Annotated in this window: 20 protein-coding genes; 18 read left to right on the top strand and 2 right to left on the bottom strand. The window is 46.3% G+C overall.

Going from position 1 to position 21835, the window contains the following annotated elements; genetic code table 11:
- Positions 1–264: 264 nt before the first annotated feature.
- The 18 genes from QME20_RS17910 (at position 265) to QME20_RS17825 (ending at position 19606) form a co-directional block, all read left to right on the top strand.
- The gene (locus QME20_RS17910) at positions 265–2556 is read left to right on the top strand and encodes a FepA family TonB-dependent siderophore receptor (RefSeq protein ID WP_049589011.1); all 2292 of its coding nucleotides are present in this window, start codon (positions 265–267) and stop codon (positions 2554–2556) included.
- Positions 2557–2658: 102 nt separating this feature from the next.
- The gene (locus QME20_RS17905) at positions 2659–3435 is read left to right on the top strand and encodes a DUF3450 family protein (RefSeq protein ID WP_278345758.1); all 777 of its coding nucleotides are present in this window, start codon (positions 2659–2661) and stop codon (positions 3433–3435) included.
- Positions 3432–4808: a MotA/TolQ/ExbB proton channel family protein gene (locus QME20_RS17900; RefSeq protein ID WP_281716348.1), complete on the top strand. Its 1377-nt coding sequence runs from the start codon at positions 3432–3434 to the stop codon at positions 4806–4808. Before QME20_RS17905 ends, QME20_RS17900 begins: the two co-directional genes overlap by 4 nt.
- Entirely contained in the window at positions 4808–5194 is a 387-nt protein-coding gene (locus QME20_RS17895) for a MotA/TolQ/ExbB proton channel family protein (RefSeq protein ID WP_281716347.1), read from the top strand. Before QME20_RS17900 ends, QME20_RS17895 begins: the two co-directional genes overlap by 1 nt.
- Positions 5195–5196: 2 nt before the next feature.
- A complete protein-coding gene (locus tag QME20_RS17890) occupies positions 5197–5604 on the top strand; it encodes a biopolymer transporter ExbD (protein WP_281716346.1) in 408 nt (135 codons plus the stop codon).
- 18 nt (positions 5605–5622) lie between these two features.
- Positions 5623–6243, top strand: a complete 621-nt coding sequence (locus QME20_RS17885; protein ID WP_014977608.1) for an energy transducer TonB — start codon at positions 5623–5625, stop codon at positions 6241–6243.
- A 45-nt stretch (positions 6244–6288) separates the two neighbouring features.
- Positions 6289–7662: a tetratricopeptide repeat protein gene (locus QME20_RS17880; RefSeq protein WP_281716345.1), complete on the top strand. Its 1374-nt coding sequence runs from the start codon at positions 6289–6291 to the stop codon at positions 7660–7662.
- Positions 7659–7961 carry a hypothetical protein gene (locus tag QME20_RS17875; protein WP_014951021.1) on the top strand — a complete coding sequence of 101 codons (303 nt, stop codon included), beginning with the start codon at positions 7659–7661 and terminating at the stop codon, positions 7959–7961. The genes QME20_RS17880 and QME20_RS17875 overlap by 4 nt, the downstream gene beginning before the upstream one ends.
- Before the next feature lies 1 nt (position 7962).
- Complete coding sequence (locus QME20_RS17870; protein WP_281716344.1) at positions 7963–9579, top strand: PepSY-associated TM helix domain-containing protein; 1617 nt, start codon at positions 7963–7965, stop codon at positions 9577–9579.
- On the top strand, positions 9576–9926 hold the full coding sequence (locus QME20_RS17865; RefSeq protein ID WP_281716343.1) for a DUF3325 domain-containing protein: 351 nt from the start codon (positions 9576–9578) through the stop codon (positions 9924–9926). Before QME20_RS17870 ends, QME20_RS17865 begins: the two co-directional genes overlap by 4 nt.
- 144 nt (positions 9927–10070) lie before the next feature.
- Positions 10071–10670, top strand: a complete 600-nt coding sequence (locus QME20_RS17860; protein WP_239220284.1) for a PepSY-associated TM helix domain-containing protein — start codon at positions 10071–10073, stop codon at positions 10668–10670.
- Between the two features lie 46 nt (positions 10671–10716).
- Complete coding sequence (locus tag QME20_RS17855) at positions 10717–11247, top strand: DUF2271 domain-containing protein (RefSeq protein WP_014977604.1); 531 nt, start codon at positions 10717–10719, stop codon at positions 11245–11247.
- A 55-nt stretch (positions 11248–11302) separates the two neighbouring features.
- The gene (locus QME20_RS17850; protein WP_014951017.1) at positions 11303–12136 is read left to right on the top strand and encodes a DUF4198 domain-containing protein; all 834 of its coding nucleotides are present in this window, start codon (positions 11303–11305) and stop codon (positions 12134–12136) included.
- 112 nt (positions 12137–12248) lie between these two features.
- Positions 12249–13646, top strand: coding sequence for a flavodoxin domain-containing protein (locus QME20_RS17845; protein ID WP_156087044.1), 1398 nt, complete (start codon positions 12249–12251; stop codon positions 13644–13646).
- Positions 13647–14016: 370 nt separating this feature from the next.
- Positions 14017–15708 (top strand): carbon starvation protein A, encoded by a 1692-nt coding sequence (locus tag QME20_RS17840; protein ID WP_014951015.1) that lies wholly within the window; start codon positions 14017–14019, stop codon positions 15706–15708.
- Between the two features lie 271 nt (positions 15709–15979).
- Complete coding sequence (locus QME20_RS17835; RefSeq protein WP_281716342.1) at positions 15980–17149, top strand: SO_0444 family Cu/Zn efflux transporter; 1170 nt, start codon at positions 15980–15982, stop codon at positions 17147–17149.
- Positions 17150–17296: 147 nt separating this feature from the next.
- On the top strand, positions 17297–18376 hold the full coding sequence (locus QME20_RS17830) for a CNNM domain-containing protein (protein WP_014951013.1): 1080 nt from the start codon (positions 17297–17299) through the stop codon (positions 18374–18376).
- Positions 18377–18427: 51 nt separating this feature from the next.
- Positions 18428–19606, top strand: coding sequence for an energy transducer TonB (locus tag QME20_RS17825; RefSeq protein WP_168533217.1), 1179 nt, complete (start codon positions 18428–18430; stop codon positions 19604–19606).
- Between the two features lie 20 nt (positions 19607–19626).
- On the opposite strand, the gene QME20_RS17820 is transcribed toward QME20_RS17825, so the two are convergent.
- Together QME20_RS17820 and QME20_RS17815 are read right to left on the bottom strand one after the other, a co-directional pair.
- Complete coding sequence (locus tag QME20_RS17820; RefSeq protein WP_281716341.1) at positions 19627–20760, bottom strand: outer membrane beta-barrel protein; 1134 nt, start codon at positions 20758–20760, stop codon at positions 19627–19629.
- A gap of 95 nt (positions 20761–20855) precedes the next feature.
- Entirely contained in the window at positions 20856–21623 is a 768-nt protein-coding gene (locus QME20_RS17815) for a methylamine utilization protein (RefSeq protein WP_239240502.1), read from the bottom strand.
- Positions 21624–21835: the final 212 nt, after the last annotated feature.

The raw sequence follows: 21835 nt of genomic DNA, 5'->3' as shown, positions 1-21835 counted from the left end.
TTCTTGCAAATAAGAAGAGAAATAAAGCGATGAAAATTCCCTATGACAGACAGGGGATGCAAGTTTCTACGGATAGTCTCACTTTTGGGCATTCTTTCTTGGAATAACAATAATCACACCAATTGCCCTAACTCAAATAGTTAGTGCTTTGCTCATGTTTGGCGTTAGAGCCATTTATGAAGTTAAGCCGCGCGTAACAAGACACAACATTTTGAAATGGCGAGCCACTGGCTGGCCAACACTCAACACATTAAGGATTATCAAATGCCTGTAAATGGTAAGCGCATTATTTTGTTAGGAACCCTGTTTCCCATGTTGTCAGCGGGTGTGCTGGCGCAAAGCGAAGAGATAGAAACGCTCGACACCACCGTTGTGCAATCTGCGTCTGAAGAGCTGAAGCAAGCCCAAGGCGTGTCTATCATTACGGAAGAAGATTTCAAACGTCGTCCTGTCACTAACGATATCGCTGAAATTGTAAGAACCATGCCGGGTATCAACCTTACAGGTAACTCAAGCTCAGGACAGTATGGCAACAAACGTCAAATCGACATTCGCGGAATGGGTCCAGAAAATACGCTTATTTTAATTGACGGCAAGCCAGTGTTGTCGCGTAACTCTGTAAAAATGGGCCGTTCAGGCGAGCGAAACACACAGGGCGACAGCAACTGGGTTCCAGCTGAAGCGATTGAGAGCATTGAAGTTATTCGTGGTCCAGCAGCGGCTCGCTATGGCTCTGGCGCATCAGGTGGTGTTATCAATATTATCACTAAGTCTCCTGATGAAGCTTCTACCTCTATCACCGCTCAGACCGAGCTTTCTTCAAATAAATACGAAGGCGACAACCGTCGTTTTAACCTAGTAACAAGTGCGCCTTTATCTGAGCGCTTCTCTCACCGCACTATTGTTAACTACAACGAACAGGACGCTGACGACCCACGCGTAAATTTAGACGCAACAGACGTAACAACGGGCCGCGGCGGTACAGCAAAAGCGGTAGGTGCAGGACGTGAAGGTGTTGAAAATATCGACGTGCGTACTCTTGTTCGCTTCGACCAAGATGATATTAATCGCTGGGACTTTGAAGCAGCCTATAGCCGCCAAGGCAACCGCTATGCCGGTGACAATGCATTTCAAGGCGTAAGCTACCCCGTTGACGAAAATGGCAACGTCATCATTCCAGACGCTGAAGATTTGGCAGAAACCGATCCTCAGAGCTTAATTGGTGAAGAAACACTAGTAATGCACCGTCGTACGTTCGGCGTAACACACAATGGTGAATATGACTTCGGCGATTCATTTAGCTATATCCAATACGAAAGCACGTCTAACAGCCGTTTAGGTGAAGGCTCTGCAGGTGGTGGTGAAGGTCGCATTAATAGCCTTGAGATGACCACCATCAAATTAGAGAACATTACGGCAAAGACCGAGTGGAATGTGCCTTTAACGTTAGGCGGCTTCAATCAAACCGCAACGTTTGGTGCGGAATACCGCAAAGAGACCCTAGACGATTCAGTTAGCAATCAGCTTTCTCTGAATGTGGTTGATGACGGCACTATTCCTGGTGTAGAGACTGACCCAGAAAATCGTCCATCTGAAACCGACGCCACGCTTGTAGGTGTGTATGTTGAAGACAACATCATGCTAACTGATTCAATCACGCTTACGCCTGGACTGCGTTTTGATGATCACAGCAAAGCGGGTACAAACCTTAGCCCGAGCTTGAATGCATCATGGCAGGCATCGCCTAATATTGTGGTTCAAGGTGGTATTAGCCGTGCTTTTAAAGCACCAAATCTCTATCAATTAAACCCTAACTACGTGTACTACACACGAGGTAATGGTTGCCCAGTTGACTTCTCCAACCTAGGTGGCGGGTGTCACATTCTAGGAAACCCTGACCTAGAGCACGAAACCTCAGTAAACAAAGAAATTGGTGTTAACTACACCAACGAAGAGGGCTTGAACGCGGGTATTACTTACTTCCACAACGACTATAAAGACAAAATTGGCACCGGTAATGTACCGCCAGAGTATGTGTTACCTGGCGAAGAAGGTGGCGAGGCCAACGTTCAGGTATTCCAGTGGTTTAACGTTCCTGAAGCGGTTATTTCTGGCCTTGAAGGTAACTTGTTGTTCCCTGTAACCAGCACTATTGAGTGGTCGACCAACTTTACCGTGATGCTTGAGTCAGAAGATAAATCTACTGGCCAGCCATTATCTATCGTTCCTGACTACACAGTGAACTCGCTAATAAGCTGGCAAGCCACCGATGCACTTGAGCTTGTGCTTAGCGCTCAACACTATGGTGAGACAGAAAGCCCTACGGCCAGCGTTAATTCGGGCGCCGTTATCGAAGCTGATGATCGAGAAGCCTATACCATCACCAACATTAACGCCATTTACGCGTTCGACGAAAACTTAAGCTTCAACGTGTCGGTTAAGAACTTGTTTAACGAAAGCGTTAAGCGTGAAGGTACACAAGCATCTAACGCAGGGGCGAATACTTTCAATGAACCAGAAAGAAGCTTCTTGTTGTCTGCTACTTACCAGTTCTAATACTTAGCAAGCAGTAACAAGACATTAAAAATGCCGGCCTCGATAGCGATATCGACGTGCCGGCAATCTCATTAATTCAGCTAAGAGATGTAAGGGATTTGAATGAAAGTTAAAAGAAGTGCAGCGCTTTCTTTTGTACTGGTATCACTTGCCGTGGCCTCATCAGGTATTGTGATGGCAGCAACAAAAGCCAGCGATATCGACGGGCTCACTGAAAAGTGGATTAGCATTGAGCGCCAGACGCAAAAACTAGAAAACGAGTGGCGTGAATCAGAGCCTGCATTGCGTCAGCGTATTCAACTGCTTAAAGCTGAACGTACTCAGCTGCAGAGTATGATTGACGAAAGTAAGGCTGCAACCACCGACGTAGAAGCCCAGCGAGAAGCACTGCTTTCTGAGCAAAGTGAGCTTGAAGCACAACAGGGTGGGGTAGAGCGTGCATTGACTGGAGTAATAGGCCAAGTAGACAGCCTTTACTCGTCGCTGCCTGAAATTATTCGCCAGACGTGGGATAAAGAGCAAGCCGAATTAGCGGCTGACGCCGACACGTCAAATAAGCTTCAGGTCACCCTTGCAAAACTTTCATCCCTTGCGCAATTCAATAGCAAACTTCTGGTTAACGAAACCGTAATGCGTGCTCCCGATGACAAAGATGTATTAGTTAAGCAGTTCTTTGTTGGCAGCAGCTATGCGTGGTTTACCAACGCCGATGGTCAATATCAGGGGGCCGGTCACGTTAAAAATGGCGAGTGGCAGTGGCAATTTAGTGACAATGTAGATAGCGAAGCGGTAGCGCTTGCCGTCGCTATTTTTGAGAAAAAGCATGAACCTGATTTTGTTTCTTTACCACTTACGCTGGCTAAAGGAGAAGGCGAATGAAATGCTTAGCTCACGTTCTCACAGCATTTAATCCAATGTTGAGATCCTCTCTCATCGCAGCATGTGTTGCTTTGTGTGCTGCTGTGGTTTGTGTACCGGCAGTGGCAGCGCCTGAAGATAGCATGCTGGCCAATATTAAAGAGGCAAAAGCGCGTCTGGAACGCACAGAAAGCAAAATTAGCAAAGAGCGGGTAGCGCTGGCTAACGAATTGCGTGCGCTTGAACAGCAGGTAATGAAACTGCGCAATGAAACCACGGTCGCCCGCCGTAAAATGGATGAAAGAACCCTTAGTCTTTCCCAGTTAGAAAATCGCCTATCGAGCTGGAGCGAGCAACAAGAGTTCCAACAAAATTTGTTGAGCCGTTTCCTGCTTCAAACTGGTGTAGACAGTCTGTCATTAAGCGAAATGAGCTTGTCTGACAAAGTCCAGAAAGTGGGTGAAAAAGCGAAAGAGTTTGCCAATCAACAAACCCCTAATTTCAGTGCAGGAAAGGTTGTACTGGCGAATGGCGAAGTGACCCAAGCAAAAGTGCTTACTCTTGGCCCGGTGACGTGGTATCTGGCGCAAGCACAAAACGTTGCGGGTACGGCAGAGCGTAAGCAAGACCTGTTTACCTCTACGTCCACTTTTTCAGATACGGATACCGAAAGCCTTGCAAGCTTGGCAAGCAGCGGCAATGGCAGCATTAAAATAGATCCTACCCTTGGCCGCGCAGCAACGCGCGAGCAAGCGTCAGAAGGGGTAATTGAACATGTTGTGAAAGGCGGAGTGTGGGTGATCCCTATCGTTTTGTTTGCCCTTCTCGCTACGCTTATCGCACTGTTTAAAGTTATTCAGCTATGGCGCTTGCCGAAGGTTAAGCAAGTAGCATCAGGCAAAGCTCTGGTGAACATGGTGGGCAGTTCAGGTGTGGGCTTCTTTGATGGCATGCAGCGCGAACTGTATGACATAACTAAGCGTGCAAGCACGCCAACTGAACGCGACGATGAACTGTTTTCTGCACTCCAGCAAGACAAAATCAAGCTAGAAAAATACAACGGTACCATTGCTGTAACTGCTGCCGTTGCACCCTTGCTAGGTCTTCTAGGTACGGTAAGCGGCATGATTGAAACCTTTAGAATGATGACGGCATTTGGCTCAAGCGACCCCGAAGTTATTTCTGGCGGGATCGCTAAAGCCTTGGTTACGACAGAGTTAGGCTTAGTGGTGGCCATACCGGCATTAATTCTAAATGCCGTACTCTCTCGCAAAGCGCGACATTACTACGAAGAGCTCGAAAGTTTCGCGCTTGTACTTAGCAATGACGAGCCTGACGTTGCTGAGAAAAGCGACCAAAAGAGTGATGGTCAAAAGCAAGCGAGCGCAAGCTAATGATTGAACAGCTAGCGGGGAATGCATTGTGTTGGTTAATGCTGCTGGTGGCATGGTTTGCTTACCAGCAAATCTTTGTGTTGTTTACTACACGCAAAGAGATAGCCCAAGAGCGTGATGGAGAGAAAGAGCTTACAAAGCGAGAAATGGTACCTGCCGTACTGGTTAGTGCTCTTCCCTTGATGGGCCTGCTAGGAACAATTGCAGGCCTACAAGTGAGTTTCACCGGAATGATGTCGTTAGGTGTCGATAGTCAAGTCGTCACTGGTGGCATTGCCGATGCACTTTTTACCACTCAGCTTGGCTTAACCTTGGCTATTCCTGGCTGGCTTTTGTTGATGTTTGTTAATGGTGCGGTAAAGCGCGCCGTAGCAAGGGAGGCGTAAACATGGCAAGTCGATTACAGCGACGCCTTGAAAACCAGCAAGCGCAAGGCATTGATATGTCTCCGCTACTAGACGTGGTTTTTATACTTTTAATTTTCTTTATCGTTTCAACAGTGTTTGTAAAAGAGACTGGGGTAGAGGTAGATAAACCACAGGCAATATCAGCACAAAAGCTCGATCAAATGGCCATTATGCTGGCAATTACCCGAACCGGTGAAGTGGTGTATGACAGTGCCAATATCGGTGTGCGCGGTGTGCGCTCTACCGTTGAGCAATTGTTGATGAAAGAACAACGCCCAGTAGTCATTCAGGTAGATAAAGCCGTTCGCTCTGAATTACTGGTAGAAGTCATAGATGAAGCCAAACTGGCGGGTGCCGACACGGTCAATATCGCCACTTTGAAGCCATAGCGAACGAGGCAAAATTCAATGAAATACAATCTTCAACCTTCTCTACTTAGCGGTGCGGTGCTCGTTAGTGCGCTTGGCGTTATGTGGCTAGGGCACTTTTTGTCTAATCTGCAGCCCGACACTATGGTTGTGCGCAAGTTAGACATTGCGGTAACGCCTCCACCGCCGCCGCCCCCTAAAACGCAAAATGTAGTGGAAGAGACTGAACTTGTTATGCAGGTAGAGGGCAGTGGCGCAGCCATGACCATGGCGGATTTAAGTGTTGAGCCAGATATTCAAGTGCCAAAGCCCGACATGCCAAATGTCAAAGTGACCCAAACCCAATGGGATATGCCTGATATTGAATTGGACGCCTTTGGGCTAAGCGAACTGGATTCAAAGCCTACCTTGCTGACTCCGGTCAAAATACGTTTCCCCAAGCGACTTAAAAAGCAAGGTATCAAGCGGGTGATTGTAAAGCTCGACGTCATTATTGACGAACACGGCAACGTAAAGCTGATGGATATTGTCGAGAACCCGCATCACGAGCTCAATAAAGAAATAATGCGTTTTGTTAAAGCCAGCAAATTTACATCGCCTTACAAAGAAGATGAAGCGGTGAAGGCGCGTTTTATTTGGCCTGTAGTTATAGAGGCCTAATAGAAGCTTAATGGAAGCTAAAGAATTTAGAGGTTGATTGAGACAATGTTAAACAAGATTACAGCCGTAACTGTCCTCAGCTGTGTAGTGAGCGCGCTGGCTTTTGTTAAGCCAGTAAGTGCGAAAATAACGGTGGAATTGGAAGAACCCGATTGGCAGTTTGTCATGCGTCAGCATCATAGAGATGATCATCGTGAACGTATATCCCGTGAAGAAGGTGAGTTTATCGGGCGCATTCAGGCCGACTTGCAAGCAGGCAATTATTCAAACGTTGCCAGCGCATTTGCAACCCAGGATATTTCTCAATTTAGTCCACGCTTGCGTGAGCTTTACGGACAAGTGCTATTGAATGAGAAAAACTACTCACTTGCCGAAAAAGTGCTGTTGGACGTTATCGATGCTATGCCAAACCTTCCATCGGCGCACAGAAGTTTGAGCATGGCGTATTTAATGACAGATAAATTGGCCAAAGCACGCACTCATTTAACTAAAAGCGTAGAGCTAGGTATTCAAGATGCCCAACTTTTCGGGCAGCTAGCCTATACCAATGTTCAGCTTGGCAAACCTGTCACCGCTATTGGTGCTTATCAAAATGCGTTAATGCTCGAACCTGAAAACAAGCAATGGTATCAAGGTTTATTGTTCGCGCTTATTGAAAGTAATGCACTTGCACAGGCGGAAAGCTTGCTAAGCGAAATGTTGGTAGATGATGAAAGTAATCAGCAGCTTTGGCTCCAACGGGGACAAATAGCGTTAAAGCAGGGTGACATGGTAAAGGCGCTGAGCAGCTTAGAGACTGCCCTTTCTTTAGGTGACCGCTCGCTGTCGAACTTGATTTCAGTGGCTAAATTGCACGTATCTGACGGCAGTCCGCGGCGCGCAGCAGACATACTGGCTACCCATGCGAAGACTTTCATTACCGACAAAGATGGGGAAGGCTTCGACGCTTACTCCAAAATAGCGGCTTACTTAGCGGCTAATGAGCAGTGGTCTGATTTAGGTAAATTAACGCAAGCTGCCGACAACAATGTGAAAAAGCTCACGACCACTCAAGCAGCTACGCTTAATGTACTTAAAGCTCAGTTGGCTATGGGCAAAGGGCAAAGCAAAACGGCAATTTCCCTTTTAACCAAAGCCATTGCTGACGCCCCTGACAATGGAGAGGCGCTGTTGTCTCTTGCTTCACTTTATCGTCAACAGAACAACGTCGAACGTGCCAAAATGACCTATCTGCGAGCTGAGTCACTCGCCGACGTTAAACAGCGCGCCATGCTCGGGCGTGCGCAAATTGCCATAGATCAGCGTCAGTACCAAGATGCACTTACGCTTTTACGACAAGTCTATAAATCGTACCCATCCCGTTCTGATTTACTTGGCAACATCCAGTCACTAGAAAACCTAGTGAAGAACACAATATGAAGAGCCAAACGGTAAACCGCGTCGCCATAAATCGTGAACGATTGGATGTCGCACTTAGAACGCTGATTGCTGTGGCACTGGGCTACGCTTTTTCAGCGTGGCTAAGCAGTGCTATTGCCAATTTTATAGGGGCTGACGGACGAGAGCACGAAGTGCTGGTAAGAATGCTGTTCTTTTGTGTTTACTGCACCTTCATCCTTTTTACGTTCATCTTTGATACGACGAAAAAGGCGTCCATCGTAATGACAGCGCTCTCTGCGTTAGCCTTATGTCTTTATTCAATCAGTACAGGGCTTTAACATGAAAGGGAATGTCAGAAAGTCTATGACGTGGCTTCATACTTGGAGCTCGGTACTTGTTGGTTGGTTACTCTTTGCTATTTTTTTCACCGGGACGCTGTCGTTTTTTAGAACCGAAATAACCTATTGGATGCAGCCAGAACAACACGCCGCAGTACCCAGCGAAAAGGCGCTAGAGCACGGTTTACGTTATCTTGCGATCAATGCGCCCAATGCAAGTGAATGGCAACTCTCACTACCAGATGCGCGCTCGAATACACTCGACTTGTCGTGGCGCGACGCTAATGCAGGTAACGAGCGTCGTCGAGGACCACGGGTCATGTTGAACCCGTCCACGGGTGAAGAGATAAAAGTAAGGGAAACGGCCGGTGGCAACTTCCTTTATCGTTTTCATTTCGAGTTATACGGTATCGACAGAACCATTGGACGCTGGATAGTAGGCGTAGTCAGTATGATGATGTTTGTTGCTATTATCAGCGGCGTCATCATGCACAGAAAAATCTTTGCCGATTTCTTTATGTTCAGGCCAAAGAAGAAGCTGCTGAGCTGGATAGATGGGCACGCCATTAGTGCGGTACTAGCACTACCATTTCATATCATGATCACTTTTTCTGGTTTGATTCTATTAGGCGCCACGCTATTGCCTTTTAACAGCGAGGAGCGCGTGCGGCACCGTCCTCAAGGTACAGAAGTACGCCAGAATGCGCAGCAGCAAAATCTAGCTTCGCCAGACATTAATGCCTTATTGGCCTTACCTATCTCTTCGATGATTGCTCACGCCGAAAATACATGGCAGGTGCCGGTTGAAAGCCTATCTATTACTCACCCGGGTAAAGCTAACGCTCAGTTTACGCTAAGTGGGAACAACAGAACGCAGTTAAGTGCGGGGCGTGGAGGAAGTAGTGCGCTGGTATTTAACGCACAAGGCGAAGTCATTAACGAGCGCCCAGCCTCAGTAGCCGCTAACGCCAGCCAGGCGACGTATAACTATTTGGATATGCTACATCAAGCGCGCTTCGCCGATACCCTTACTCGCTGGTTACTATTTTTTGCCGGTATTCTGGGTACCATTATGGTGGGAACGGGCTCTGTTTTGTGGGTAGTGAAACGGGCAAAGCAACAGCTTGGAGAATTTGGTTTTGAATTGGTCAGAGGCAGCAATATAGGCAGCATTGCAGGGTTAATGTGTGCGACCGGCGGCTACTTTTGGGTAAATAGACTAATTCCTGCTGATCTAACGTCTCGAAGCTTATGGGAAATTAAGGTGTTTTTCGCAATATGGCTGGTGTGTGTGGTTGCAGGGTTTATTTGGCGAGACAAAAAAGGGTGGGTAGTTCAACTTGGCTTTGCAGCAGTGTTGTTTGCGCTTGTCCCTTTGCTTGACCACCTCACCTCAGCAACAGGCTTAGATTTCGCGGTTGCAAATGGTGATAGCCTGAGAGTGGGTTTTGACCTTATGTGCATAACACTTGCGGCAGTACTTGGCTATGCTGCTTACCACGTCACAAAAGCCAAAGCCGTGAAAGCAAAACGGGTAAACAGCGCACTTTCACCAAAGCGAAAAGACACAGCTCGCCAAAATAAGCCGCAAGGTGACAACAGCGAGGCATTAATATGAGTATCATTCTGGATGTGGTGTTCGCATTTGTGCTTACTTATTTGAGTTTCTTACTACTCTCGCTTGGCAACAAGAAGCATGCCGGTATCACTCGACTAACCAGCACACCTTCACCACTACTTTTAATTGTACTTCATAGTTTAGCGTATTTTCTTATGGCAATAAGCCTCATGAACTGCATAGACGTGTGGAAGACCGAAATTGGCGTGGTGGTATGGATAGGGCTTTTACAGCTTGCAAGCGTGATGGTTTCAGCAACGTTTACCTATTTACCTACCCTTTACACCGTGGTGTGTAATTACCTATTGCTTGTCGCTTTTTGGGGGCCTCGTTTACGCGAAAAGTGAAGCAATACTTAAAGGTTGTTGAGCAAAAAATACAATAATGAGAATAAATCTCATTTACATTGAAAAGGGTGGAAATATCTGTATTATCTAGCCCGTTGAATTAATCAATATCACCGAGTAGTACAGAGAGTTAGCAACGAAATTATGAGTTTTTCTTTAGGCGGCATCCGCCAATGGCACTGGATTAGTGGCGCAGTCTGTCTGGTCGGGATGATGTTATTTGCCCTAACGGGGATTACGCTAAATCACGCTGCAGACATTCCAGCGAACAGAACTGTAACGTCAGCTGAATCAAGCCTACCACCGTTGGTTGTCGAACAATTGGTTTCTCTGGACACCGGTGACATAGCCATTCCAAGCGAACTCGTCGCGTTTATGCAGTCGCAAGAGGGTATTTCACTACCTTCATCGGTGACGGGAGAGTGGGATGGTATTGAATTTTATGCCGCTTGGCCTGGACCCGGTGCTGACAGTTGGATAGCAGTAGATGCTGAACTTGGCACAGTGACTTATGAAAACGTTGATAGAGGATGGATATCTTATTTCAATGACCTGCATAAAGGGCGGAACACGGGAAATGCCTGGCGCTGGTTTATCGATATCTTCGCTGTTGCCTGCATTGTTTTTAGCGTAACAGGGCTGCAACTATTAATGCGTCACTCGAAAACGCGCGCGTCTACTTGGCCCATTACTACGCTCGGTGTGCTCATCCCGTTTGTCATTATTTTACTGTTTGTGCACTAGCGCGACGCTAGTGGCACTTACCTACACAATTTTAAGGAGTGTTTACATGAAAATGCGAAAAGGCGCAGTTATCGCATCGACTTTATTAAGTATGACATTTGCCTCTGGCGCTATTCACGCTGCAAGCCAAGCCAAACTTGACGTGGCCTTACCGCAACTTGATGTGGCTGAATATCACAAACCTTATCTTGCCGTGTGGATTGAAGACAGTAAACGCAAGGCTACTCAAGTCGCCGTATGGTACGACGTTGAAATGCGTGAAGACAAAGGGAAAGAGTGGCTTAAAGACTTGCGCCAATGGTGGCGTCGTGGTGGACGAAGCCTTGATTTGCCTTATGACGGACTTACCAGTGCAACAAAAGGCCCAGGCGATTACAGCCTTGATTCGCAGCTAAATAAAGCGTTAGCAGAACTGCCAGAGGGCGATTACACGCTTCGCGTTGAGGCATCACGAGAAGTAGGCGGAAGAGAAGTACTGTCTCTGCCATTTTCATTACCGTTATCTGCTGCGTCACTACCGGTAGAGGTGAAAGGAAATTCAGAACTTGGGCGTGTAGTACTGCGTCTGGAAGACTAATCTGCTGAGGCGCTAATTCAACGCTCACTCAGTAGAGATCCAATAAGAGGACATTATGAAAAAACTATCAGTAAAAGCTTCAGCCATTGCGCTAGCAGCAACACTTGCCGTGTCATTTTCAGCCAGTGCGCATCGCGCGTGGTTACTTCCAAGCTCTACCGTACTATCAGGTGAAGAAGCGTACGTGACGTTTGATGCTGCTATTTCAAATACTATTTTTCACCCTGACCACTTCGCAATGAACGCCAGTAACTTAGTGGTTCAATCACCAGAAGGTGAAGCCGTAGACGTAGAAAATATGGCACGCGGTAAGTACCGAACCACGTTTGATTTGAAATTAAACAAAGAAGGTACATACAAACTGACGTCTGCCAGCAATGGTATTCGCGCATTTTGGCGAGATGAAGAAGGCAAGCGCAAGATGTGGCCCGGCCGTGGTGAAGAATATAAGCCGGAAGAGTTCGCAACAGCCGTGCCTAAGAAAGCAAAAGATCTTCGCGTAATGCAAAGCTCTCGCCGCGTAGAAACGTTTGTTACTCTTGGTGCGCCATCGAACAAGGTGTTCACGCCTGATAACGTGGGTTTGGAGCTAGTGCCAGTGACTCACCCTAATGATTTGTTCGCCACCGAAACGGCAACGTTCAAGTTACTTATTGACGGTGAGCCTGCGGTTGGCGCCGAGGTGGAAGTTGTGCGCGGTGGTATGCGCTACAGAAATGATCAGGAAACGATTAAAGTCACGTCTGACAAAAATGGTCAGATTGAAATTACATGGCCGCAAGCCGGTATGTACTTTGTAGAAATTGGCTATGAAGACGATAAAGCGCAAAAGCCTGCAACGTCTCGTAACGGTAGCTACTCAGGCACATTTGAAGTACTTCCGCTGTAATAACCGCACGTTATTGCGCAGCTAGGGGCTGTAAACGTTCTTTGAATACTCACAGAGCAACAGCCTCTTATGTCTCTAGCCATTTCAATACAACGGCATAAAAGTTAAGCACATGACAGAAACACACCGTCTACTCATAGCAATAGTAAGCATTGGCCTGTATATGCTGTGGGTAGCGGTGTTATTTTTTAAACATCGAAAGAAAAACAACTATGCAGTATCAGGCGAGGAGACCCTTGTCGTATACGCAAGCCAAACCGGTACGGCCGAAAAAATTGCCCGCGCAAAGGCCGCGGCGCTATCACAGCAAGAGCAAACGTCGGTAGTGTCCATGGCATCTTTGAAACTCAACACGTTAAGTAGTGTGTCGAAAGTCATTTTTGTTGTGAGTACCTACGGTGAAGGCGAACCCCCTGATGCGGGTAGAACCTTTAGTAAAGCGCTAAAAAAAGCGTCGTCGAATCAATCTGATTACCTGTCCCACCTGTCTTTTGAAGTGGTGGGGTTAGGCGATAAGCAATACGCCGCGTTTTGCCAATTCGCAGTCACGTTGTTTGATAATATCAGTGCACTAGGCGCACGTGCGCTTTCTCCGCTAACGACATTAGATTCAGGGAAAGGTGAGCATTTGTCTTTGCTTGGTTCGTTGTCACAGGATGAACAGCACCCCACCCATGCTTTCACACTGAAAAATCGGGTTCAATTAAATGAAATAAGTCTAGCTTCTGGCGAGGCTTCAAAGGAACCCTCTGACCACTCTGAGGGTAAACCTTCAAACCCAGCGTCGCCAGGCCTGTTCGGCTTGTCTTTGAACGTTGACCATTCTAATCATACACAAGAGTTACATGAACAATGGGAAGCGGGAGACGTGTTGGAAGTCCTTATTCCTCAGCAAGGGCAGTCACCGATTGTAAGCCGAAGCTACACCATTGCGTCGGTACCACAAGAACACGACGTAAAGCTTGTAGTTCGACAGCTGGTTAAAGACAACGGACAACTTGGGCTAGGTTCTGGATTACTTACCCGTTCTTTACCTGTATCTCAGTCAGTACAGGCCTACATTCGGAAAAATACCAGCGCTATTATTACTAATACTCAGTGCCCATTGTTATTAATTGCTGCGGGTAGCGGCATTGCGGGGGTACGAGCTCAGCTTGCAAAACGCGCATTGCTTGAGAACGCTGGGCCAGTTTGGATATTTTTTGGCGAACGTCATCCCATGCAAGATGATGTGCTTGATAAAACGCTATCGCCTTTCCAGAATAGTGACTGTATTTTTAAAAAGTCAGTTATTTTCTCCCGACAAAAAGGTGGTGGCTATGTTCAACAGCGTCTTGTTGAGCAGCGAGATGAGGTTAAATCCTTCTTAGGCGATACCGGACAAGTATACGTATGTGGGCATTTTGAAGGAATGGGCCAAGGCGTTGACATGGCTTTGCAGTCCATACTTGAAGCGCAAGCCTACAATGCGTTAGCTGACGAAGGACGTTATCACCGCGACCTTTACTAATGTGGAGAACAGCAGGCAAATAATGTCTGTTTTACGCTTTCCTGTTTCACCGCTTAATCATCGCTAATAAACCTCAAAAGCCTTACAGCTAAATCCCAAACTTTGAGTTAGACTTTAGTCTAATGTGTCAGGCCCTTGCCTTGTCGCATGTTTAAATATGCGCAACAGTACGTTGGGCATACCTTAAATAGGTGTTTTCTTATTCAGGTATGACCTTTCGCCACCGATAATTGGTGTAATGTTTGAACTGAAAATAAGAAAATCAACAGGCTAGGGGCTGCTGACCTTTGTTGTACGTTTAAACCAAAATTCGTACACCAAAGAACAATAGACCCTAGGGCCTGTCGATAAAACAAATTAGGACGACAGTATGCAGTCTATTGCCATTGTTATACTGGGCATCATCGGAATGTTGCTCGGCTGGTTCGTATATTCGAAGTTTATTGCGAGCCGTATATTTAAGTTGGATGATAGTTTTGTAACACCAGCCCATACAATGAAAGATGGGGTGGACTATGTTCCCACCAATAAAGTTGTATTGTGGGGGCACCATTTCACTTCCGTGGCGGGGGCAGCACCCATCGTAGGTCCAGCTATTGCTGTCTACTGGGGATGGGTTCCTGCGGTACTTTGGGTTGTGTTCGGTACGATATTATTTGCCGGTGTGCACGATATGGGCGCCTTATGGGCCAGCGCACGCCACAAAGGCAAATCAATGGGCGCGCTGTCTGAGACCGTCATCGGAAAACGCTCTCGTTCACTATTTATGATAGTGATCTTCCTAGTACTCTTAATGGTTAATGCGGTATTTGGCGTGGTTATCGCGAACTCTTTTGTCTCCCAACCCAATGCGGTATTCCCAGCTTGGATGGCAATCGCAGTTGCATTAGTCATAGGTCAATTGCTTAAACGTAATTTCAGCCTCATACCCTTATGTATTGTGGGGATTATTGTGCTTTACGCATCGGTGTATGCGGGCAGTTATATCCCACTAAGTCTGCCGGAAACCATGTTTGGTTTAGCAGATAAAGCAAACTGGATCATTATCTTATTTATTTACGCCGCTATTGCATCGCTGTTACCAGTTTGGATGCTGTTACAGCCTCGTGATTTCATTAACGGTATGCAATTACTTGTTGGCTTGTTCCTGCTTTATGGTGCTGTGTTCTTTGCTATGCCGGATATCACGGCGCCAGCGTTTAACGCTCAAACCGCTGTCGATTCTCCAAGTCTAATCCCGCTGTTGTTCGTTACTATTGCGTGTGGCGCTGTTTCTGGTTTCCACGGTATTGTGTCTTCAGGTACCAGCTCTAAGCAGCTAGACAAAGAGACCGATGCACGCTTTGTTGGTTATCTAGGCGCGGTCGGTGAAGGTTCACTGGCACTTATTACCATTGTCGCTGTAAGCGGCGTTGCGTTTGCAGCTTCTCCAGAAGAATGGCACGAAGTATACAGCCACTTGGGTGCGGGTAGCGTGGGTGCATTTATCACTGGTGGTGCGAACCTAATTCAGCAGGGTTGGGGGTTGCCGGTAGATTTCTCGTCAACGATCCTTGCGGTAATGGTTGTTCTATTTGCTGGCACCACCATGGATTCGGGCGTGCGTCTGCAGCGCTACATAATCCAAGAATGGGGCGATATCTATTCAATTGGTGCACTTAAGAACGGCGTGGTTGCAACGCTCGTAGCTGTTGGATGTTGTTTATTGCTGGCCTTCGGTGCAGGTGGTGCGTCAGGCAGTGGCGGTATGATTATTTGGCCGTTATTCGGTTCTACTAACCAGATACTAGCCAGTTTAACCCTGTTAGTAATCTCGGTTATGCTGATTAAATTAGGTCGACCAGCGAAATATACGCTGATTCCAATGGTGTTTGTACTGATTATGGCCTTCTTTGCTGGGCTTATTAAACTTAAAGAATACTACGTTGAAGGTAACTATCTATTGGTATTCTTAGACGCAGTAGTACTTATTGTGTCTGTGCTTGTTATGCTTGAAGCTTTTTCTGTGGTGTCAAAACTCAAAAAGGAATCGAAGCTTAAAAAAGAGCAAGCCAACGGATAAGTCACTAGCGACAAAAACTTTCATGGTTGACCTCGTGGTTTAAAATTACACTTTCGAGACAGTCAACATTCGGCCAGTGCATTTGTACTGGCCATTTTTCTTTCCTTTAAAAGCAAAACGCACTCGCATAAATCAGGTTAATCAGTTTTGCTGATTTTCTGTCATACAGCATATCTGTTATTATACTTACCGTTCTAAAACACCGTTATCTTTGTTGTCAAAAGCCGCGTTCTTCAACGTGACCTTTCAACAAAATAACCTGTGAGGCTTTGTGTCAGATATCATTTTACTTGGACAAAATTTCCTAGCACTTTTCGTTGAATCCGCGCCTTGGTTACTTCTCGGTTTGCTGGTGGCGGGTATCATGCACGAATTGGTACCCGTTTCGTTTTTGGAAAAGCACATGGGCAGCTCATCGTTTGGCTCAATTACAAAGGCCGCGGTTATTGGTGCGCCTTTACCTCTGTGCTCTTGCGGCGTTATCCCAGCGGCACTTGGGCTTAGACGTAGCGGTGCATCTAAATCTTCCACTATCTCGTTTTTAGTGTCTACGCCCGAGACTGGCGTAGACAGTGTTTCTGTGTCCTACGCATTGCTTGGACCGTTGTATGCCATTGTTAGACCCATCGCGGCCATTACAAGCGCTATTTATGCTGGATTGATGGTGCGTTTTTTCGCAGAAGCAGAAGAGGCTCAACAACGACAATCTGACGTGACGCAGTCATCGTGCTGTGGTTCAAAGCAAGCACCTAAATCAGAGCCGCAAATACAGGCCAGCACGTCCTGTTGTGCAAGCGAAAAAACACATGCTCATAACCACGAAAGCACAGACAAGCCCAAACACGAGTCTTCGCCTTCGAAAATCACAAGCGTGCTTTCATATGCCAGTGGCAAGTTACTTGAAGACATTGTGATATGGTTATTAATTGGATTAGCACTTGCCGCGGCAATTAAAACGTGGGTACCCACCGACTTTTTAACGCAATGGGGTGATGGCGTGGTCGCCATGCTAGTGATGGCGCTAATCGGCATTCCTATGTACATATGTGCTACAGCATCAACGCCACTCGCGGTTGGGTTTCTTGCGGCGGGGTTATCGCCCGGTGCTGTTTTAGTGTTTTTAATGGCGGGGCCCGCCACTAACGTATCAACGATGGGAATGATCAAACAAGAAATGGGCACGCGAACGTTAGTGCTTTACCTTTTCAGTGTTATCTCTGCGAGTATTGGTTTTGGTTACGCACTGAACTACCTAGTAGCTTCGTTTTCTTTAGCCTCTATGATCAAAACGCAAAGCCATGTTCATGAGCACGGTGCAGACGTTCAGGTGATTTATGGGCTATGCGCGATTTTATTGGCGGGGTTAATGTTAAGGCTGGGTCTGAAAAAGCTGCAGCAACACCGTCATAACCAAGAGCAACATTCGGCGTGCTGCGGCTAACAGTAGCCCAGCGGATGCCTTTCATAATAAAGCGCTCAAATGATATTCATAGAGCGCTTGTATATCCCGCTCTATTATCCATAATAGTCGTTCAACTTATTAAAATTAAAACGCGTTTAAACCTACAAGGACGCTTGGAATAACTACATGCTTTTACTTATTGTGTACGTCTTCATTGCACTGGGCTTTTCTTTTTTGTGCTCCATTGCAGAGGCTGTGATTCTGAGTGTTTCGTCCGCTTATATCTCTGTGTTAGAGAAAGAGGGCAAAGCCAGTGGTGCGCTACTACGTAAGCAAACCGATAATATAAATACGCCTTTATCAGCAATATTAACGCTGAACACTATTGCTCATACTATGGGGGCTGCCGGGGCAGGTGCGCAAGCGGCAGCAGTATTTGGTGACGCCTATCTAGGCGTTATTTCAGCAGTCCTTACACTCCTTATTCTTATTTTTTCTGAGATTATACCTAAAACACTTGGTGCAACCTATTGGCGAACACTAGCGCCAGTAACCGCATATTTTCTTAAATACCTTTCAATTGTACTTATGCCGTTCGTTAAAATGTCTGAGCTAATGACGAAAGGCTTTAAAGAAGACAGTCCACTTCGCGGGTTAAGCCGTAGTGAGCTTCACGCCATGGCAGAGTTGTCGGGGCAAGAAGGTCAGCTAGCGAATCACGAAGCGGCGTTTCTGCAAAGCTTGTTAAGTTTGCACGAGCTGAAAGTGAAAGATGCGATTACCCACCGCACGGCGCTATTTAAAGTGTCGGAGTCGATGACGGTAGAAGGCTTTTTCCACAAGCACGCCAATATAGAATTTTCTCGTATTCCTGTGTTTGAAGACAGCGACTCAGAAAACATTACCGGCTTTGTGATGCGTTCTGATTTATTGGTGGCACAAGCCAGAGGTAACACTGATAAGCCGCTTTCGGAATACGCAAAAGATATGGTTACCGTGTTAAACACTATGCCGCTGTCAGTCACCTTCGAGCACTTCATCAATAAGCACGTGCATATGTTACTGGTGGTTGACGAGTACGGCGGTTTAGAAGGGGTGCTTACGCTAGAAGACCTGCTCGAACGCTTGCTAGGTGTCGATATCGTAGATGAAAAAGACACCACGGTGAGCATGCGTAGGCTTGCCAAGATGATGATGAAACGCAAAGAGCAAATGATGATCAAAAACGTACCCGATGCGTCGCTTGAGAGCTCGTCTAAAAAATAGAATTAGCGCCAATTCACTCGTAATGTTTAGCCATTATTAAGGATGATAAATATGAAACAGGATTTATGGAAAAAAGCATTGAGAACAGAATATTCAGCCCACGAAAATATTGTTAAGCGAACCCAACCATCGCTCGTTTTAGCGGCTTTGCTCGCTACAGGTTTCACGGCAAGTGCAGCTGCACAGGAACTGAGTATCCCATGTGATGATCTTGAAGAAAAAGCGCTCGCAGAATCGAAAGCTGATGAAGTAGAGCGCATAAGCGCATTTACACCAGCGACGCCTTTGAAACGTGTCGATCCTAGATACCCATCTCAAGCCATTAGAAAAGGCCGAGAAGGTTGGGTTAGGCTAAGCTACGTTATCGACGAAGAAGGCAGAGTGAAAGACCCTGTTGTAGAAGACTTCTTTGGAAGCCCTTCTTTCAAACGCAGTGCACTGTCAGCGGTTAAGAAATGGCAATATAACCCCGCGATCAAAGATGGCGAACCTACCCAGCAGTGTCATCAAGCAGTCCAAATGGATTTCGCTATAAGCGGAAAAAGCGGAGCCACACGCAAATTTATTAAAGCTTATAAAGATGCAGAAGAGCGCTTTAATGCGGGTGATGTTGACGCGGCTGATGAAGCACTTAAAGAGCTTCTAGCTTGGGATACGCTAAACCGCTATGAAAATACGTGGTTGCTAAACTTGGAGTCTCATATAGCGAGCAAACAAGGCGACGTAGAGAGGGAAGCGCAAAGCCTAACGCGATTACTTGCCAGCAACGGTAGTAAGCGCTTCAATAACATGGTGTTTGATGAAGATTATGTGGCATACGCCCTTCAAAGAAAAATCATACTCGATGCTCAGCGTGGGTATTATGCAGAAGCATTAAAATCCTACACCACACTTCAAGACATGGAAGCGCAAGAAACGCGTATTGGCGAGATCGCGCCGCTAATTAGTCAGATTGAAGAATCTATTGCATCTGAGCAAAACTTAACCGTGCCCGTAACGATAGGAAGTGATGGGAATTGGTTCCACACTCTTGTGCGAAGTAAGTTTGCTTTTGGCAACATCCAAGGCGAGCTTGATACCGTTGAAGTCCGTTGTGATACTCATCGAGAAAAATTCACGGTTGCCGAAGCGCATGTCTGGCAAATTCCAAACTCTTGGGGACAGTGTCAGGTGATGGTGAAAGGTGACAGCGAAACAAAATTTGATTTAATTGAAGTGGCGAAAGGGTAGGACGAACACCAGTCGCTTCGCTACAGAGTTACAGTGAACGCCAGTTGAAATAGTTGCTCTCTATAGTCCTCGTCGGATTGGAAAAAACGCAAATTCTCCTGATGTCCTGAATTTAATTGCCACTCTGTGCTAACGGATAAATAAGCGGTAATGTCGTACCTTACGCTAACGGTAAAGGCGTTACCTCTGCTTCCATTCGGGTCATGCACAACATCATCGTTATCTACCACCTGATACCAGTCCCCACGCATGGCTAAAGTTAAATCTTCCCAGCCTAATTGCTTTAGGTTGTATGCCGCACCGATATACGCACTGGAAAAATCGTTGTCTACGATATGCTCCCCCATCAAAGTGTCACCTAGTAGCACTTGAGAAAACACCGTTAACTCAGGTCGTGGTAAATATCGCAGTGTTAATGAATGAAAGCGCGTATGCCAGGCATAAATGCGGTCTGGGTCAACAATGTTCGAGTCTGCATTATTGTCGTAATAGTAATAACGTAACTCGGCCTTTCTAGCATAGGCTAAGTGAGCTCCTACGTAGTACCCAAACCGATTGTCAATTTCCCTGAAGGGTTCCGTCCATGCCGGTGCGTTTAACTTATCTTCATCGACGACGCCGGGAATGGGGAGGAAGTTTACGCGATCATTATAAACGGACTGTCTGTCGTGAAGGGCAAACCCTCGCCAAGAAAGCAGAGTGCCGGTGGAATCGTTACCTTTGAACACGCTGCCCAATACTTTCCATGACCAGTGGCTTCTTATTTGCCTGCCATTTTGTCGCAGACTTACTTCGATGCCGCCTGTTCTTAGTTCTTCACCCACCCAACTATTAATTGCTGAGTTGCTTAGAAAGTGAGGCGATAACCAACCCGCGTCGGTATTTTCCGCTGAGAGAGCAGGAAAAAATGCCCCTATTTTTACTTCAGGTTTTATGCTGGATGCGACTAACGGGCGATATTTTAAATAAAGTTCGGAGAATCCAACCTTTTGTTCCCCATCGCTATAACCATTGATGACGCCAACTGCCGACCAACTATCCGCTAACATAAAGTCAGCTATCACTACAGCATGAGAGAGCTGTATGCCGTTACTTTCATAACGCTGATGGCCGGTCCCCATTTGCTGAAAGCTTCGCGAATCATCTTTTGCCACAAAGCTTGTTCTTACTAGGGCCTTGGTTTCTCCGTGAACCTGAAGTGTTAAACTCGTGCAAAGCAAACAGACGGTTAAGGCAAAGACATTACGCATTAATAATCGCCAAATCCTTCGTCGAAGTCATCGTCACTGAAAACTGCATCAAGAACAAATTTGTATTCTTGTGAGTTGGTGATATGCAATGTTGCGCTGTTAAATAGTTTCACATCAGGTTGCTGCGGGTGCCAGGTCATAACACTGTACTCGCCTACCGGAAGTGAAACATTCATTACGCCTTCTTCATTGGTTTTTGCGAAAAATGGGCTGTCGGTTACCACAATATAGCCCAGCATCCAGTCGTGAATATTGCAGCCAATATCTACAATACCAGCTTGCTCAAAGCGAAGCGGTTCAGCGGTAAACTCTTTATAGAGTTTTAGCTCAAACTGTTTTGTAGGGGAAAAAGAATACACGTGATGAAAAAGATTATCTGCGTTTGGAAACGAAATATCTGTGCCTGATTGAACAACAAGCACGTGAGGCGCAAATTGTTTATCGATTTGATTCATTATGGCGGGCTCTTCGCCACGCTGTGGCGTTGATGCAAGCGTAAAGTTAGGCGTTAGGGTTAACACCATATCTTTCACAGGCTCCCCATTGGCGTCGCTAACGTATATCGAAATGGTTGGCGTTGCTGATAAGGATGTCTCAGCGGCATGTGCCCATGAAAGGGTAGCGCCGGCTAGTAAGAGAGCGCTCGATGTGAATGTACCTGTGATAAAACTAGTTATGTTGAACGTGCTCGCCCTTCGATGAGAAGTAAAGAAAATAGAAAGCGCAAATGACATGGATTTAATCAATAACGTGTTGTTTTTTTGCATTGTAATTCATTCTTTATAATGGCTTTAGCCTTAGACAGAAAGACAAAGCGCTATGCGTCCATTGTTTACACGAAAGCATATGACTACGTATAGCCTATTTAATACCAATCCGTATAGATAATAATCTATGCGGACTAATGGTATGGACCCTCTCCTCCCATAAAGGCTTCAAATGAGCCAAGATAGGGTTGTTCAAATCACTATCAAGAAGG

Source organism: Alteromonas sp. CyTr2 (genome assembly GCF_947311905.1).
Taxonomy (GTDB): Bacteria; Pseudomonadota; Gammaproteobacteria; order Enterobacterales; family Alteromonadaceae; genus Alteromonas; species Alteromonas macleodii.
The sequence above is the reverse complement of the archived record's forward strand: the minus strand, read 5'-3'. Positions and strand labels throughout refer to the sequence as shown.